The organism is Ramlibacter sp. (assembly GCF_029866045.1).
Taxonomy (GTDB): domain Bacteria; phylum Pseudomonadota; class Gammaproteobacteria; order Burkholderiales; family Burkholderiaceae_C; genus Ramlibacter.
The window spans coordinates 21971-36673 of the sequence record NZ_JARXAB010000180.1 but is presented as its reverse complement, the minus strand read 5'-3'; the positions used below and the strand labels follow the sequence as shown (position 1 = coordinate 36673).

Below are 14703 nucleotides of genomic sequence, written 5' to 3'. Positions count from 1 at the left end.
TGGATTGAAGTTGGGTACTCAGTCCTTCCGGCGAACCGGTAGGCCTCTCTCCAACGCGTATGTTACCGAAACCGTTGACATGGTCTTTACAGTAAAACCCGAGGGTACGCTCCTGAAAATGAATTCCCCGGTAAACGCACTTCAAAAAAAATAGTATCGGAGTATCAATTCGAGGTGATGCTGCCTTATCGGCAGTCCCAAAGTTTGCGCCTCTAAAATGAGCCTTCGTCTCCGGCAATGTCGGCTCATCGCCGCTTCGCCCTCCCACCCGCCAGCTTCGCCCCGAGGCTTCCTCCCCGTGTATCAGCACATCAAAGTACCGGCCCAGGGCCAGAGAATCTCGGTCAATGCCGACCTGTCGCTGAGCGTGCCCGACAACCCCATCATTCCTTTCATCGAGGGCGATGGCACGGGGCGGGACATCACCCCCGTCATGCTGAAAGTGGTCGATGCCGCGGTTGCCAAGGCCTACCGCGGCATGCGCAAGATCCATTGGATGGAGGTGTTCGCTGGCGAAAAGGCGACCCTTCTTTATGGTCCCGATGCATGGCTGCCCGAGGAGACGCTGCACGCTGTTCGCGACTATGTGGTCTCTATCAAGGGCCCGCTGACCGCGCCTGCCGGAGGCGATATCCGCTCCCTGAACGTGGCGCTGCGCCAGGAGCTGGACCTGTATGTGTGCCTACGTCCGATCCAGTACTTCAAGGGCGTGCCCTCCCCCCTGAAGGAGCCGGAGAAGACGCGCATGGTGATATTTCGCGAGAACTCCGAGGATATTTATGCGGGCATCGAGTACGAGGCCGAATCAGACAAGGCCAAGAAGCTGATCAAGTTCCTCGTCGATGAAATGGGGGTCAAGACAATCAGGTTCCCGGACACCTCGGGGATCGGTATCAAGCCTGTTTCTCGCGAGGGTACCGACCGCCTGGTTCGCAAGGCGATCCAGTACGCCATCGACAACGACAAGCCCAGCGTCACCATCGTCCACAAGGGCAACATCATGAAGTTCACCGAGGGGGGCTTCCGTGACTGGGCCTACGACCTGGCCCAGCGCGAATTCGGCGCGCAGTTGATTGACGGGGGGCCTTGGTGCAAATTCAGGAGCCCGAAGACCGGCAAGGAAATCGTGGTCAAGGATTCAGTCGCCGACGCATTTCTGCAGCAGATCCTCTTGCGCCCAGCGGAATACAGCGTGATCGCCACCCTGAACCTCAACGGCGACTACATCTCCGACGCTCTGGCGGCCCAAGTCGGCGGCACCGGCATTACCCCAGGCGCGAACCTGAGCGACTCGGTCGCCATGTTCGAGGCCACCCATGGCACGGCGCCCAAGTACGCCGGCAAGGACTATGTGAACCCCGGCTCCGAGATCCTGTCCGCAGAAATGATGTTGCGCCATATGGGCTGGAAGGAGGCGGCCGACCTCATCATCAGTTCCATGGAGAAGTCCATACTGAGCAAGAAGGTCACCTACGACTTTGCCCGCCTGATGGACGGTGCGACGCAAGTGAGCTGTTCTGGCTTTGGCAGGGTGATGATCGAGAACATGTAAGTCCCGGTGACCTGCCGCAAGACGGGTCATCGCCCTTGGACGGCTATCGCCCTTGAAAAAGAGGCCCGCTGACCCTGGCCGGGGCTTGATGCGCTGGTTCCTTGGGGGCGCGCCTCAAATGCCCGGTATCAGGTAGCCCGTGGTTGGTCAGCCTGGAACTGCGGAGCCCGAACTCGCGCGGGGCGCGGCGTGCGCGGATGAAGAGGCATGCTGTCCGAGGGGGCCGATGGCTCGGCGGTGGCCAGAACCGCTGCAGGATCTGCCTCAATGTTTTGTGCCATCTGGCCCTTGGGCCCCTGTATGACTTCGAAGCTGACCCGGGCCCCTTGCTTGAGAGTCTTGAAGCCATCCATAGCGATGGCGCTGAAGTGGGCAAAGATGTCGGTACCCCCGCCGTCGGGCTCGATGAAGCCAAAACCCTTTGCGTCGTTAAACCATTTGACAGTGCCAGTCGCCATTTGGGGACCCTCTCTTTGGCAGTTGGTGCTGGCTGGGTGCGATCCGTGGCCAGCGGGTGACAGTCGGCGCAGTGTCGTAGAGGCGCGCCGCCCTTGTCAATGATTTTCGGGTACTAAAGTTTTATTTGTGGCGGGGCCACGCGAGCGCTGGGCTTGGCCCTTCCGCCTTGAGTCGATGCCCCCGGCGCCGCCACAGCCTCAGGCTGAAGACGGTGCTCAGCGACGCCAGCGCGATCACCGCGGCCTGGCCGATGGCACGCTAAAGGCTTGCCCGTTCGTCCAACCGACCAAGCCTCTGAGCGGAGAGGGCCCGGAGGTCGATAGAATGAATTTCATGGCCAGCAAAAAACCGGTTCCTGCCCCCATTGCGCCCACGGAGAGACCGCGGGACGACGAAGGCGGCTCTCTGGTGCTCGAGCGCCTGACTCAGAAGACCGAGCCCCCCCAGATGTACCAGGTTGTCATGCTCAATGACGACTACACACCGATGGAGTTCGTGGTGGTGGTGATCCAGGAGTTCTTCAACAAGGACCGGGATACCGCGACCCAGATCATGCTCAAGATCCACCTCGACGGTAAAGCCGTTTGCGGGGTTTATTCCCGCGATGTCGCTGCAACCAAGGTGGATCAGGTTCAGGACGCGGCGAGGCAGGCAGGGCATCCCCTTCAATGTGTGAGTGAACCGGTCGATTGAATGAATATGCAGCCGATCCAGATTAAAGTGGGGTTGAACGCGAGTCGCTCATCCCCAGGTAGCAAGGCAAAGGAATTTTCATGATTGCCCAGGAATTGGAAGTCAGCCTCCACATGGCGTTTGTGGAGGCGAGGCAGCAGCGTCACGAGTTCATCACGGTGGAGCATCTCCTGCTCGCCTTGCTGGACAACCCAAGCGCGGCAGAGGTGCTGCGCGCCTGCGCGGCCAATATCGATGACTTGCGCAAGTCCCTGACCAACTTCATCAAGGACAACACCCCTCAGGTCGCCGGGACCGATGAGGTAGATACCCAGCCCACGCTGGGTTTCCAGCGGGTCATCCAGCGCGCGATCATGCATGTGCAGTCCACCGGCAACGGCAAGAAGGAAGTGACCGGCGCCAATGTGCTCGTCGCCATCTTCGGCGAGAAGGATTCGCACGCGGTTTACTACCTGCACCAGCAGGGCGTGACCCGCTTGGACGTTGTCAACTACATCGCCCACGGCATCAAGAAGAGCGACCCGCCCGAGCCCGCCAAGGGAAGCGAGTCGCCTGGTGGTGAGCAGGAGGCCGAGGCCAGCGAGAAGAATGAGAAGGCCTCCCCGCTCGAGCAGTTCACGCTCAACCTGAATCAGGCAGCCAAGGAAGGCAAGATTGACCCGCTGATCGGCCGCGAGTACGAGGTCGAGCGTGTCATCCAGATCCTGTGCCGCCGCCGCAAAAATAACCCGCTGCTGGTGGGAGAGGCGGGCGTAGGCAAGACCGCCATCGCCGAGGGCCTGGCCTGGCGCATTGTTCAGACTGACGTCCCTGAGATCCTTGCGGACTCCGTGGTCTATTCCCTGGACATGGGCTCGCTGTTGGCGGGCACCAAGTACCGCGGCGACTTTGAGCAGCGGCTCAAGGGCGTGCTCAAGTCGCTCAAGGACAAACCCAACGCGATCCTGTTCATCGACGAGATCCACACCCTGATCGGCGCAGGAGCAGCCTCTGGCGGCACCCTGGACGCGTCCAACCTGCTCAAGCCAGCCCTCTCCAGTGGCCAGCTCAAGTGCATCGGCGCGACCACTTTCACCGAGTACCGGGGCATCTTCGAGAAGGACGCGGCCCTGTCGCGTCGTTTCCAAAAGGTGGACGTTGTCGAGCCCACGGTCGAGCAAACGGTGGACATCCTCAAGGGTCTTAAGAGCCGTTTTGAGGAGCATCACAGCGTCAAGTACGCGCTGGCGGCGCTACAGGCGGCCGCTGAGCTCTCGGCGAAGTACATCAATGACCGGCATCTGCCTGACAAGGCCATCGACGTGATCGACGAGGCGGGCGCTGCCCAGCGCATCCTGCCACCGAGCAAGCGCAAGAAGACGATTTCGCGCAATGAGGTCGAAGAGATCGTGGCCAAGATCGCCCGCATTCCGCCGGCCAATGTGTCCAATGACGACCGTGGCAAGCTGCGGACCATTGAGCGCGACCTCAAAGCGGTGGTGTTCGGCCAGGACAAGGCCTTGGATGTGCTGGCCGGTGCAGTCAAGCTGGCGCGCTCGGGCTTGGGCAAGGGCGACAAGCCGATTGGCTCGTTTCTGTTCTCCGGCCCCACCGGTGTCGGCAAGACCGAGGCGGCCAAGCAGCTGGCCTACATCATGGGCATCGAGCTCATTCGCTTCGACATGTCGGAGTACATGGAGCGTCATGCGGTCTCTCGCCTGATCGGCGCGCCCCCGGGCTATGTTGGCTTTGACCAAGGCGGCCTGCTCACTGAGGCGGTCACCAAGAAGCCGCACGCGGTGCTGCTGCTCGACGAGATCGAAAAGGCACATCCGGACATCTTTAACGTGCTGCTGCAGGTGATGGACCACGGCACGCTGACCGACAACAACGGGCGCAAGGCCGACTTCCGCAATGTGATCATCATCATGACCACCAACGCGGGCGCCGATACCATGAATAAGGCCGCCATCGGCTTTACCAACCCGCGCGCGGCCGGTGACGAAATGGCGGACATCAAGCGCCTGTTCACACCGGAGTTCCGTAACCGCTTGGATGCCATGGTGAGCTTCAAGCCGCTGGACGAGCAGGTCATTCTGCGGGTGGTCGACAAGTTCCTGTTGGTGCTCGAGCAGCAGCTGTCGGACAAAAAGGTAGACGTCACTTTCACCGACAACCTGCGCAAGTTCCTGGCCAAGAAGGGCTTCGATCCGCTCATGGGGGCGCGTCCGATGCAGCGCCTGATTCAGGACACGATCCGCAAGGCGTTGGCCGACGAGCTGCTGTTCGGCCGTCTCACCGACGGAGGCCGCCTCACGGTGGACCTCGATGACAAAGACGAAGTTCTGCTGGACATCCAACCGCTGCCCAAGCGGGAAGGCAAGTCCAAGGCGGAGCCAGAAGAGGTCGGGACGGGCGGCGCCTGAGGTGCGCCCCTGTGCTGATTGAAAGAGCCGCCCACGGGCGGCTTTTTTCATGGCCGTGACCCGTCCTGCCAGGTCTTGACACCATTTTTTAAGAGAAAGGGCAAGTCAAATGGAAGCAGGTGTGCCAAAGACAAGGGGAGGGCGGGATCGGTGGCGCGGGCGGGGGCACGCGGGGGATCTGAAAAGTAGAATCAGTGCTTTGCACCATCGTCACTCATCCCTGGTCGGGGGCGAGGACGTGGCGCACCGACTCGACAAGGAACACTCCCGTGGCAGGTCACAGCAAATGGGCCAATATCCAACACCGCAAGGGCCGGCAGGATGAAAAGCGCGGCAAGGTCTGGACGCGGGTCATCCGCGAAATCATGGTCGCTGCCCGACAGGGCGGTGGCGACCTGAACGCCAACCCGCGGCTGCGTCTGGCGGTGGACAAGGCCAAGGCCGCCAACATGCCGGCCGACACGGTCAAGCGCAACATCGACAAGGCCACCGGCAATCTCGAGGGCGTGAACTACGAGGAAATCCGCTACGAGGGCTACGGCATCGGTGGCGCGGCGATCATCGTCGACACCATGACGGACAACAAGGTGCGCACAGTGGCCGAGGTCCGGCATGCCTTCAGCAAGTGCGGCGGGAACATGGGTACCGAAGGGTCGGTGGCCTTCCAGTTCCGCCACGTCGGCCAGATCATCTTGGCGCCTGGCACCTCCGAGGACCGGGTGATGGAAGTCGCGCTCGAAGCTGGCGCCGAGGACGTAGTGACCGACGAGGATGGCGCTATCGAGGTAATTGCCGGTCCGTCCGAATTCGAGCAGGTGCGCAATGCGCTCGACGCGGCCGGCCTCAAGCCTGAGGTTGCAGAGATCACCATGCGGCCGGAAAACACCATCCCATTGTCCGGCGACGAGGCCGCCCGCATGCAAAAGCTTCTGGACATGCTCGAAGACCTCGACGACGTGCAAGACGTGTTCCACAACGCCGAGATCTCCGAGTGAGGGCGGCGGCATGAAGGTTCTCGTGATCGGCTCGGGCGGCCGCGAGCATGCGCTGGCCTGGAAGCTGGCCCAGTCTCCCAAGGTGCAGGCGGTCTATGTAGCGCCTGGCAATGGCGGTACGGCGACTGACCCTTCTCTGATCAATCTGCCGATTACCGACATCGCCCAGCTGCGCCAATGGGCGCTTGACCAAAAGGTGGGCCTGACGGTGGTCGGCCCCGAGGCCCCGCTGGCGGCCGGGGTGGTGGACGCCTTCCGCGCTGCCGGCCTGCGCATCTTCGGCCCCACCCAGGCGGCCGCGCAGCTGGAAAGCTCCAAGGCTTTCTCCAAGGCCTTCATGAAGCGCCATGGCATTCCCACGGCAGCTTACGAGACCTTCACCGACCCGACCCTGGCTCACGCCTACGTGGACCGAATGGGCGCGCCCATCGTGGTCAAGGCCGATGGGCTGGCCGCTGGCAAAGGCGTGGTGGTGGCGATGACGGCTACCGAAGCGCATGAGGCGATCGATTTCATGTTGCTGGACAACACGCTGGGTGTCACCCACAACGCTGGCGGCGCCCGGGTGGTGATCGAGGAATTTTTGCAGGGCGAAGAAGCCAGCTTTATTGTCCTGTGCGACGGAAAAGATGTGACCGCCCTGGCCACCAGCCAAGACCACAAACGGCTGCAGGACGGCGATCAGGGCCCGAACACCGGTGGCATGGGCGCCTATTCGCCAGCATTGGTGGTCACGCCGGCCGTGCACGCCCGCGCCATGCGCGAGGTCATCTTGCCCACCATCCGCGGAATGGAAAGCGACGGTATCCCCTACACCGGGTTTCTTTATGCGGGCTTGATGATCGACGCCCAGGGCGCGGTCAAAACCCTGGAGTTCAATTGCCGCATGGGAGACCCGGAGACCCAACCCATCCTGATGCGGCTCAAGTCCAACCTGTTCGAAGTGATGCTGGCCGCCACCGGTGGCACTCTGGATCAGGTCGAGCTGCAATGGGACCGCCGCACAGCGTTGGGTGTGGTGATGGCGGCGGCCGGCTACCCGCTTTCGCCGCGCAAGGGCGACGTGGTGAGCGGCCTGCCCGCTGCCAGTGAGGACGCGATGGTGTTTCACGCCGGCACCCAGTGGCAGGACGACCAGGTGCTGACCAGCGGCGGCCGGGTGCTGTGCGTCACTGCTCTGGCCGACTCCGTCAAAGCGGCGCAGCAGCGCGCCTATGCGGTGGTGCGGGGGATCCAGTTTGACGGCGCCCAGTGGCGCACCGACATCGGCTTTCGGGCCGTCAAGGGTTAAGGGGTGAAGAGGCCAGGCGCTCCAGGCGTCCAAGGGCTTCCAGGGCTCAGGCACTTTTTCTGGGGCGCCAGCCAGTCAATGTTGATTTCGCAAGGGAAAACAAGCGCATGAATTCAGTCGCCGACGTCCAACGCTACCTCACCGGGCTTCAGCAGCGCATCACCGACGCATTGGAGGACATTGAGTCCGAGCAGGGTTCGGTCAAATTTCTCGCCGACGCCTGGACCAAGCCCGAGGGTGAGCGCCTGCAGGGCGAAGGTCTGACCAAAATCATGGAAGGCGGCGCGGTGTTCGAGCGCGCCGGCTGCGGTTTTTCGCATGTACGCGGGCCGCAGCTGCCGCCCTCGGCCACCCAGCACCGGCCCGAATTGGCGGGCATGCCCTTTGAGGCCATGGGCGTCTCGCTGGTTTTCCACCCGCGCAACCCCTATGTGCCGACGGTACACATGAATGTGCGCATGATTGCCGCCACCCCGGCCAGCGGCGCGCCGGTGGCCTGGTTCGGCGGCGGCATGGACCTCACGCCCTACTACGGCTTTGACGAGGACGTGGCGCATTTCCACCAGTCCTGCAAGGACGCGCTGGCTCCCTTTGGCGAGGACAAATACCCGCGCTTCAAGCGTTGGTGCGACGAGTATTTCTGCCTCAAGCACCGCAGCGAGCAGCGCGGCGTGGGCGGGGTGTTCTTTGACGACTTCTCCGAGCTGGGCCAAGCGCGCAGCTTCGAGATGATGCAGGCGGTGGGCAACACCTTGCTGGACGCCTACCTGCCCATCGTCCGGCGCCGCCAGGCCACGCCCTATGGCGAGCGTGAGCGCAATTTCCAGCTGTATCGGCGCGGCCGCTATGTGGAGTTCAACCTGGTCTGGGACCGGGGCACCCACTTTGGCCTGCAGTCGGGTGGACGCACCGAGTCCATCTTGCTGTCCATGCCGCCGCTGGCGAGCTGGGCCTACCAGCAGCGGCCCGAGCCCGGCACCCCCGAGGACGCGCTCTACACCCGCTACCTGGTCCCCCGGGACTGGGTCTAGGCCTCATGGCCCGGCGCATTGGCCTGTTCGGTGGGGCCTTCGACCCGCCCCACGTGGCGCATGCGGCCCTGGCGGCTCTCGCGATTGACCAACTCGGGCTCGACGCGCTTCACATCCTGCCCACTGGCCAGGCCTGGCACAAGGCCCGGGGTCTCACCCCGCCTGAGCACCGGGTGGCCATGGCCCGTCTTGCCTTTGCCGGTCTGCCCCAAGCGGTCGTTGACGAGAGGGAGGTCCGCCGCGAGGGACCGAGCTACACCGTCGATACTCTGCGTGAACTGCTGGCCGAGCAGCCCGGTTCGGCGCTGTTCCTGGTGATCGGCGCCGACCAGGCGCGGGCCTTTGACCGCTGGCGTGCGCCTGATGAAATCGCGGCCCTCGCTACAATCTGTGTCGCTGGACGTGCCCCAGAGGAGGCTGCCAACTTTCCGGACGCAGTGCCGTTTGCGTCGGCGAAGCAGGGGTCGGAGGCCGTCTCGTCCTATCCCCACCAACCTGTTCCGTTGGTTCCCTATCCCGTTCCCGGCGGTCGTTGGGTCGATCTGGCGCTGCCTCCCCTGGCGGTCAGCGCCACTGGCATCCGCCAGACCCTGGCCCAGGGACAGAGCCCCGAAGGGCTCCTCGATCCCACCGTCGCCCGTTATATTGCGCAACATCACCTTTACTCACCGACCTGATGACTGATTCCACCGCCGCCAAGAAAGACACCCAGCGCCTCCAGCGCGCCATCGTGGAGGGCCTGGAAGACGTGAAGGCGCAGGAGATTCAGGTTTTCAACACCGAACACCTCTCGCCCCTGTTCGAGCGGGTCATCATCGCCTCGGGCACCTCCAACCGCCAAACCAAGGCCCTGGCTGCCAGCGTCCGCGACGCGGTGCGCGAGGCGGGCTTTGGCAAGCCCCGTATCGAGGGTGAGGACAACGGCGAGTGGATCATCGTCGACTGCGGCGCCGCGGTCGCCCACATCATGCAGCCGGCTATTCGCGGCTACTACCAGCTCGAGGAGATCTGGGGCGACAAGCCCATACGTCTCAAGCTCGGTGCGCCCAAGCCTGCGGCGCCTGCACCGGTGCGCGCTGAGAGCGCCGGCAGCAAGAAGCAGGCGGCCCTTCCTTCCCTGCGTCGCAGCAGCGCCGCGCTCAAGGGCCAGCGGGCGGCCGATGAGGCGGCCAAAGATGGCAAGCCGGCACGCAAATCATCGGCCAAGCCCGCGGCCAAATCCGCCGCTCGTACTGCTGGCAAGTCGGCCGGCAAGCCGGCCGGGAAGTCCGGCTTGAACAAGGCGGCCACCAAGCCCGCCACCCCATCCCCGAGTGGCACGTCCGCCGCCAGCCGTCTTGCAGCCGGCAAGCCGGCACCTGCCAAAAAGGCTGCGTCACCTGCTGCCAAGAAGGCTGCGCCGGCCGCTAAGCGGGCAGTGCCTGCCGCCAAGAAGGCCTCCCCAGCCGCCAAGAAGGCCCGCTGACCGGCATGAAGCTCTGCGTGGTGGCCGTCGGCCAGCGCGTCCCCGACTGGGCGCAAACGGCCTGGGACGACTACGCCAAGCGCTTCCCGCCTGAATTGAAGCTGGAACTGCGCGCGGTGAAGACCGAGCCGCGCAGCTCCAAGACCCTGGAGACGCTCTACGCCGCCGAGCGTGAGCGCATCGAGTCCCAGATCCCCCGAGGCGCCCGGGTGGTAGTTCTCGACGAGCGGGGTACGACCCTGAGCACCCAGGCCCTGGCCGCCAAGCTGCGGGAGTGGCAACTCGGTGGCGATGATGTGGCGCTGGTGATCGGCGGCCCCGACGGGCTGCAGCCAGCGTTTCGCCAAGCCGCCCACGAACGCATTCGCCTGTCCGACCTGACGCTGCCCCATGCCATGGTGCGGGTGCTGCTGGTGGAGCAGTTGTACCGGGCCTGGTCGATCAACGCCGGCCACCCTTATCACCGCGAGTGAGCATGCCTTCGAAATCCACGCCCCTGGGCCGCGTTCGCCGTGGCAGCGCACTCCCGGTTCAAGCCAGCGCCGCCGCTCTGGGCGCGACACCCGGCTTCATTTACCTGGCCTCCCAAAGCCCACGCCGACGCCAACTGCTCGAGCAACTCGGCGTAGCCTATGAGTTGCTGCTGCCCACAGACGACGAAGACGCCGAGGCCCTGGAGGCGGTTTTGCCTGGCGAAGCACCTGCACGGTATGTCAAACGTGTCACCCGTCTCAAGCTCGAGGCGGCTGTCGCCCGGCTCGAGCGGCGTAGCCTGCCCTTGGCACCCGTGCTGTGCTCGGACACCACGGTGGCCCGCGGCCAGCAGATTTTCGGCAAGCCGCTTGACGACCGCGACGCCGCCCGCATGCTCGGTGCGCTTTCTGGGGCGACCCACCGGGTGCTGACCGCAGTGGCCCTGTGGACGCCAGCATCGCCCCTGCCTCACCCAGGAAAGGCCTTGCCCGCCCCGTTCCGAGTCCGTGCCCCTTTCTTCGCTGTCCCCGGGCCGGCGGGGCGCGGGATCGACACGGTGTGCGAATCCCGTGTGACTTTCGAGCGAATGAGCCCGGCGCAGATCGCGCGTTATGTGGCCTCGGGCGAGCCGCGTGGCAAGGCTGGCGCCTATGCCATCCAGGGCCAGGCGGCGATGCATGTGACCGGTATTCAAGGCAGCTACTCTGGCATCATGGGCTTGCCGATGCACGAGACCGCCGTCCTGCTGCGGCGCGTCGGCCTGCTGCCCTGAGCAGTCGCCGCAGATCCCGCCGGTCAATCGCCTGGCACCGACCTTCTGGACACATCGCATGGGCACAGCGCAAGACATCCTGATCAACTGGTCTCCGCAGGAGACCCGGGTGGCCGTCGTGGAAACCGGCGCTGTCCAGGAGCTGCACGTCGAGCGCACACTCGAGCGCGGCATCGTCGGCAATGTCTACCTTGGCAAGGTGGCCCGGGTGTTGCCAGGCATGCAGTCGGCCTTCATCGACATTGGCCTCGAGCGCGCCGCCTTCCTGCATGTGGCCGACGTCTGGCAGCGCCCCGCCGAGGGCGAGGCCTACGCTGGGCGGCAGGTGGTTGGCGCGGTGCCCATCGAAAAGCAGGTGTTCGAGGGCCAGTCCCTGCTGGTCCAGGTGATCAAGGACCCGATCGGCACCAAGGGCGCACGTCTGTCCACCCAAATCAGCATTGCTGGCCGCTTGCTGGTCTATTTGCCGCAGGACGACCATGTGGGCGTCTCGCAGAAGATCCCGCCGGCCCAGCGCGACGCGCTGCGTGCCCGGGTCCAGGCCCTGGTGGGCAAACCGGAGGATGGCGGTGGCGGCGGCTTCATCTTGCGTACCAATGCCGAGGAGACCAGCGACGCAGAAATGTCCGAGGACATTGCCTACCTGCGCAAGACCTGGGCTCGCATCCGTGAGGCGGCCGGCCTGCGTCCACCCACCAGCTTGCTGCATCAAGACCTGGACCTGCTCCAGCGTGTGCTGCGCGACCTGGTGACCGAGGAGACGCAGACGATCCGCATCGACTCGCGCGAGCAGTTCGTGCGCTTGCAGGCCTTTGGCCAAGAGTTCATGCCGCAGGCTGCGGTGAAGCTGCAGTTGTACAAGGGCGAGCGGCCGATCTTCGACCTCTATTCGATTGACGAGGAAGTCGCCCGTGCTTTGGGCCGTCGGGTTGACCTGAAGTCGGGCGGTTACATGATCGTGGACCAGACCGAGGCGCTGACCACGGTGGACGTCAACACCGGTGGCTACGTCGGCGCGCGCAATTTTGACGAGACCGTCTTCAAGACCAATCTGGAAGCGGCGCAGGCCATCGCCCGACAACTCAGGCTGCGTAATCTGGGCGGCATCATCGTGGTCGATTTCATCGACATGCAGCGCCCCGAGCATCGTGAGGCGGTGCTGGCGGAGTTGCGCAAGCAGCTTGCGCGGGATCGGGTCAAGACCATGGCGGGGGGCTTCTCCCAACTGGGGCTGGTCGAAATGACCCGCAAGCGCACCCGTGAGTCACTGGCGCATGCGCTGTGCGAGCCCTGTCCGGCCTGCCAGGGGTCAGGCCAGGTCAAAACCGCACGCAGCGTCTGCTACGACATCCTGCGCGAGATTCTGCGCGAAGCCCGCCAGTTCAACCCCAAGGAGTACCGGGTGGTCGCCGCGCCGCGGGTGGTGGAATTGTTCCTCGACGAGGAAAGCGCTCACCTGGCGGGGCTGTCGGACTTCATCGGCAAGCCGATTTCGCTGCAGGCGGACGGGACGCTGGGGCCAGAGCAGTACGACATCGTATTGTTGTGACGGCCGAGGGCTGCCCTCGCGCGCCCATCACCCCGTGTTGCCCCGTGTTGCCGACTCGGCCGCTAGCGTGATGCCGAGGAAGAGCGCGAGCAAATGCCCTTCTTGGAAAGTCGAAAAGTGTGAACTTGCCAAGCTGGTCGCGCACCAGCCCGCAAGCACCGCCAGGCCAGCGAGCCGGTAACTCCCACTGGGCTGCTGGCGCAACAGACTGACCAAGAAAACAAGAAAGATCCCAAGACCGACCAGCCCGTTCTCGGCAGCGATCTTGAGGTACTGGTTGTGTGGATCGGTCGTCGGCATCGCCGAGGCACCGCTGCGGCCCACCACCAGTTGCCCCTGGACCTTTGCGTAGCTCCCTGTCCCCCAACCGAAAACCGGTCGTTCGGAGATCAGGGTCACCGCATCGCGCCAGAAGTACACGCGCAAGCCCATGGAGGTGCCCTCCTTGACCTGCGACTCATAGTTGCGAATTTCGGTCAGGGCCAGGTCGATCCGCTGGCGCGCCACTGGGGAGGCCGTGACCAGGGCAAGCCCCAGTCCTGCGATTGCCAAGGCGCCAGCCAGGGCCCGGGTGAGCGACAGGCCCATTTGCAGAAGGCTGCCCAGAACGAAGGCGGCGGCGGCGGCCAGCAGGACGAGGTAGCCGCTGCGCCCCTCGGTGACCACGGTCGTGGCCACGAGCAGCAGCAGGGCGCTGGCCCCCCACAATCTGCGCCAGCGGCCGTTTTCAACCCGCCAGAGCGCGCCGCACGCCACAAGTGCGGCGGTGAAGGTCATGCCCTGGGTAGCGTAATTCCGGAACAAGGTGACCGCCACCGGGAAGTGCTGGCCTGAGGCCACGGTCTGCTGGATCGACATCAGCACCACGGCTAAAGCGCCCAGGGCAGTGACGCCAGCAAAGGTCCGCAGGGCGATCCGCTTCCAGTGCACATCGTCGAACAATGCGGCTGCAATGGCCATGAAACCCAAGGTCCGCCAGGCCCAGAGTTGGTTCAGGCCCTCCCGCCATCCTGAGGCGCTGTACAAAATGCCTGCGGCCAGCAGCAGCAGAAGCAGTGCCGAACCCTTGACCATCGGCTGCTGCCAGGTGCGGGCGATCCGCTGCCGGATGGCGCCAGACCCGAGGGCCACGACCAGCAGCAGGACCAGAAAAAGATTGGCCAGTGCCGGTGAGCGCATGAGCGTCACAAGTGCGAGGATCACCAGAATCCGCGCCACCAGGAGGGGGTTGAAGCGCTGGGTCACTTGGGCATCCGACCCAGGCGCGCCTGCAGCCGCACGAGAAACCCTCGCAGTTTGTGTCGCTGGAATTTGTTCCACCTGTTCCTCAAAATGTTGAAGCTGCGGCTGTGCTTTTTGCGCTGCCCGTCGAGCGCACTGTCGAAGAGTCCCACGACACTGCCTTGCTCGACGAGAGGCCGAGTCAGCCAGTACTGCCGGGTCCCGAGCATCGGATCGAGCTTGCGCATGAACAGGTCGAGGGCGAGGTCGATCTTGTGTTCGTCGACCCATGCAAGGCGGCGGCGCAGGGCTTCGGCATCGCACACATAGCCCTCAGCGGTGGCAATGGGCAACTCGACCAGCGGTCCTTGCGTCAGGAAGAAGCGATCCGGGACCTTGGTGTCATGCCCGCCAAGGAAGATGAGCCATCCCGGCTCGAGCTTGTCAGCGGCCTCCATGGCCTGAACGAATCGCGCGTTGAAATCGGGGTCTAGCAGGGCATCGTCCTCCAGAATGAGGATCCGCCGGTGGCCACGGGCCAGCGCCAGGCGCCAGGTGTCGAGGGTCTTGAGGACCAGGGACTGCGCACCACGCGAGATATCGCTGCCTGACGCGAAGGTGCGCGCAACGACCTCTGGGGCCATTTGGTCGGCGTCGTGTTCGAGCATGAACTCGAAGTCAATCCCATGTCGGCCCAACTCCGACTTCATGTGGGCGATGCGGTCTGCGAACGATCTGACCGTCATCACGTACACCGCGTCGACGACGCGGTTCACTGGGCCCAAATCCGGCTTGC

At 64.1% G+C, this 14703-nt stretch carries 14 protein-coding genes; 11 read left to right on the top strand and 3 right to left on the bottom strand.

Translation table 11 applies throughout. The annotated features are described in order from the left end of the window. Positions 1–298 precede the first annotated feature (298 nt). A complete protein-coding gene (gene icd / locus QE494_RS18095) occupies positions 299–1552 on the top strand; it encodes an NADP-dependent isocitrate dehydrogenase (protein WP_300045815.1) in 1254 nt (417 codons plus the stop codon). Positions 1553–1680: 128 nt separating this feature from the next. Here icd and QE494_RS18090 read toward each other — a convergent pair whose 3' ends face one another. Continuing rightward, positions 1681–2010: a cold-shock protein gene (locus QE494_RS18090; protein WP_300045813.1), complete on the bottom strand. Its 330-nt coding sequence runs from the start codon at positions 2008–2010 to the stop codon at positions 1681–1683. 325 nt (positions 2011–2335) lie between these two features. On the opposite strand from QE494_RS18090, the gene clpS reads away from it, so the two are divergent. From clpS to rng, 10 genes are all read left to right on the top strand, one after another. After that, positions 2336–2704, top strand: a complete 369-nt coding sequence (gene clpS / locus QE494_RS18085; RefSeq protein WP_300045810.1) for an ATP-dependent Clp protease adapter ClpS — start codon at positions 2336–2338, stop codon at positions 2702–2704. 80 nt (positions 2705–2784) lie between these two features. After that, positions 2785–5109, top strand: a complete 2325-nt coding sequence (gene clpA / locus QE494_RS18080; RefSeq protein ID WP_300045808.1) for an ATP-dependent Clp protease ATP-binding subunit ClpA — start codon at positions 2785–2787, stop codon at positions 5107–5109. A 269-nt stretch (positions 5110–5378) separates the two neighbouring features. After that, positions 5379–6104 carry a YebC/PmpR family DNA-binding transcriptional regulator gene (locus QE494_RS18075; RefSeq protein WP_300045806.1) on the top strand — a complete coding sequence of 242 codons (726 nt, stop codon included), beginning with the start codon at positions 5379–5381 and terminating at the stop codon, positions 6102–6104. 10 nt (positions 6105–6114) lie between these two features. After that, positions 6115–7395 carry a phosphoribosylamine--glycine ligase gene (gene purD / locus QE494_RS18070; protein ID WP_300045804.1) on the top strand — a complete coding sequence of 427 codons (1281 nt, stop codon included), beginning with the start codon at positions 6115–6117 and terminating at the stop codon, positions 7393–7395. 107 nt (positions 7396–7502) lie between these two features. After that, on the top strand, positions 7503–8426 hold the full coding sequence (gene hemF, locus QE494_RS18065; protein WP_300045802.1) for an oxygen-dependent coproporphyrinogen oxidase: 924 nt from the start codon (positions 7503–7505) through the stop codon (positions 8424–8426). A 5-nt stretch (positions 8427–8431) separates the two neighbouring features. Next, positions 8432–9103 (top strand): nicotinate (nicotinamide) nucleotide adenylyltransferase, encoded by a 672-nt coding sequence (gene nadD, locus QE494_RS18060; RefSeq protein WP_300045800.1) that lies wholly within the window; start codon positions 8432–8434, stop codon positions 9101–9103. Next, a complete protein-coding gene (rsfS, locus tag QE494_RS18055) occupies positions 9103–9891 on the top strand; it encodes a ribosome silencing factor (RefSeq protein ID WP_300045799.1) in 789 nt (262 codons plus the stop codon). The genes nadD and rsfS overlap by 1 nt, the downstream gene beginning before the upstream one ends. A 5-nt stretch (positions 9892–9896) precedes the next feature. Continuing rightward, complete coding sequence (rlmH, locus tag QE494_RS18050) at positions 9897–10364, top strand: 23S rRNA (pseudouridine(1915)-N(3))-methyltransferase RlmH (protein WP_300045796.1); 468 nt, start codon at positions 9897–9899, stop codon at positions 10362–10364. 2 nt (positions 10365–10366) lie between these two features. Beyond that, positions 10367–11137, top strand: a complete 771-nt coding sequence (locus QE494_RS18045; protein ID WP_300045794.1) for a nucleoside triphosphate pyrophosphatase — start codon at positions 10367–10369, stop codon at positions 11135–11137. Positions 11138–11195: 58 nt separating this feature from the next. Beyond that, positions 11196–12686, top strand: coding sequence for a ribonuclease G (rng, locus tag QE494_RS18040; RefSeq protein WP_300045792.1), 1491 nt, complete (start codon positions 11196–11198; stop codon positions 12684–12686). Positions 12687–12713: 27 nt separating this feature from the next. Here the strand turns inward: rng and QE494_RS18035 are convergent, their stop codons facing one another. Next, a complete protein-coding gene (locus QE494_RS18035; RefSeq protein ID WP_300045790.1) occupies positions 12714–13931 on the bottom strand; it encodes an O-antigen ligase in 1218 nt (405 codons plus the stop codon). Next, positions 13928–14683 carry a hypothetical protein gene (locus QE494_RS18030; RefSeq protein ID WP_300045789.1) on the bottom strand — a complete coding sequence of 252 codons (756 nt, stop codon included), beginning with the start codon at positions 14681–14683 and terminating at the stop codon, positions 13928–13930. The genes QE494_RS18035 and QE494_RS18030 overlap by 4 nt, the downstream gene beginning before the upstream one ends. Between the last annotated feature and the right edge of the window lie 20 nt (positions 14684–14703).

What these genes read in the sequence shown, in the direction of transcription:
- QE494_RS18090 (WP_300045813.1), bottom strand. Translation starts at nt 2,010, where the DNA reads ATGGCGACTGGCACTGTCAAATGGTTTAACGACGCAAAGGGTTTTGGC.
- clpS (WP_300045810.1), top strand. Translation starts at nt 2,336, where the DNA reads ATGAATTTCATGGCCAGCAAAAAACCGGTTCCTGCCCCCATTGCGCCC.
- clpA (WP_300045808.1), top strand. Translation starts at nt 2,785, where the DNA reads ATGATTGCCCAGGAATTGGAAGTCAGCCTCCACATGGCGTTTGTGGAG.
- purD (WP_300045804.1), top strand. Translation starts at nt 6,115, where the DNA reads ATGAAGGTTCTCGTGATCGGCTCGGGCGGCCGCGAGCATGCGCTGGCC.
- hemF (WP_300045802.1), top strand. Translation starts at nt 7,503, where the DNA reads ATGAATTCAGTCGCCGACGTCCAACGCTACCTCACCGGGCTTCAGCAG.
- nadD (WP_300045800.1), top strand. Translation starts at nt 8,432, where the DNA reads ATGGCCCGGCGCATTGGCCTGTTCGGTGGGGCCTTCGACCCGCCCCAC.
- rsfS (WP_300045799.1), top strand. Translation starts at nt 9,103, where the DNA reads ATGACTGATTCCACCGCCGCCAAGAAAGACACCCAGCGCCTCCAGCGC.
- rlmH (WP_300045796.1), top strand. Translation starts at nt 9,897, where the DNA reads ATGAAGCTCTGCGTGGTGGCCGTCGGCCAGCGCGTCCCCGACTGGGCG.
- QE494_RS18045 (WP_300045794.1), top strand. Translation starts at nt 10,367, where the DNA reads ATGCCTTCGAAATCCACGCCCCTGGGCCGCGTTCGCCGTGGCAGCGCA.
- rng (WP_300045792.1), top strand. Translation starts at nt 11,196, where the DNA reads ATGGGCACAGCGCAAGACATCCTGATCAACTGGTCTCCGCAGGAGACC.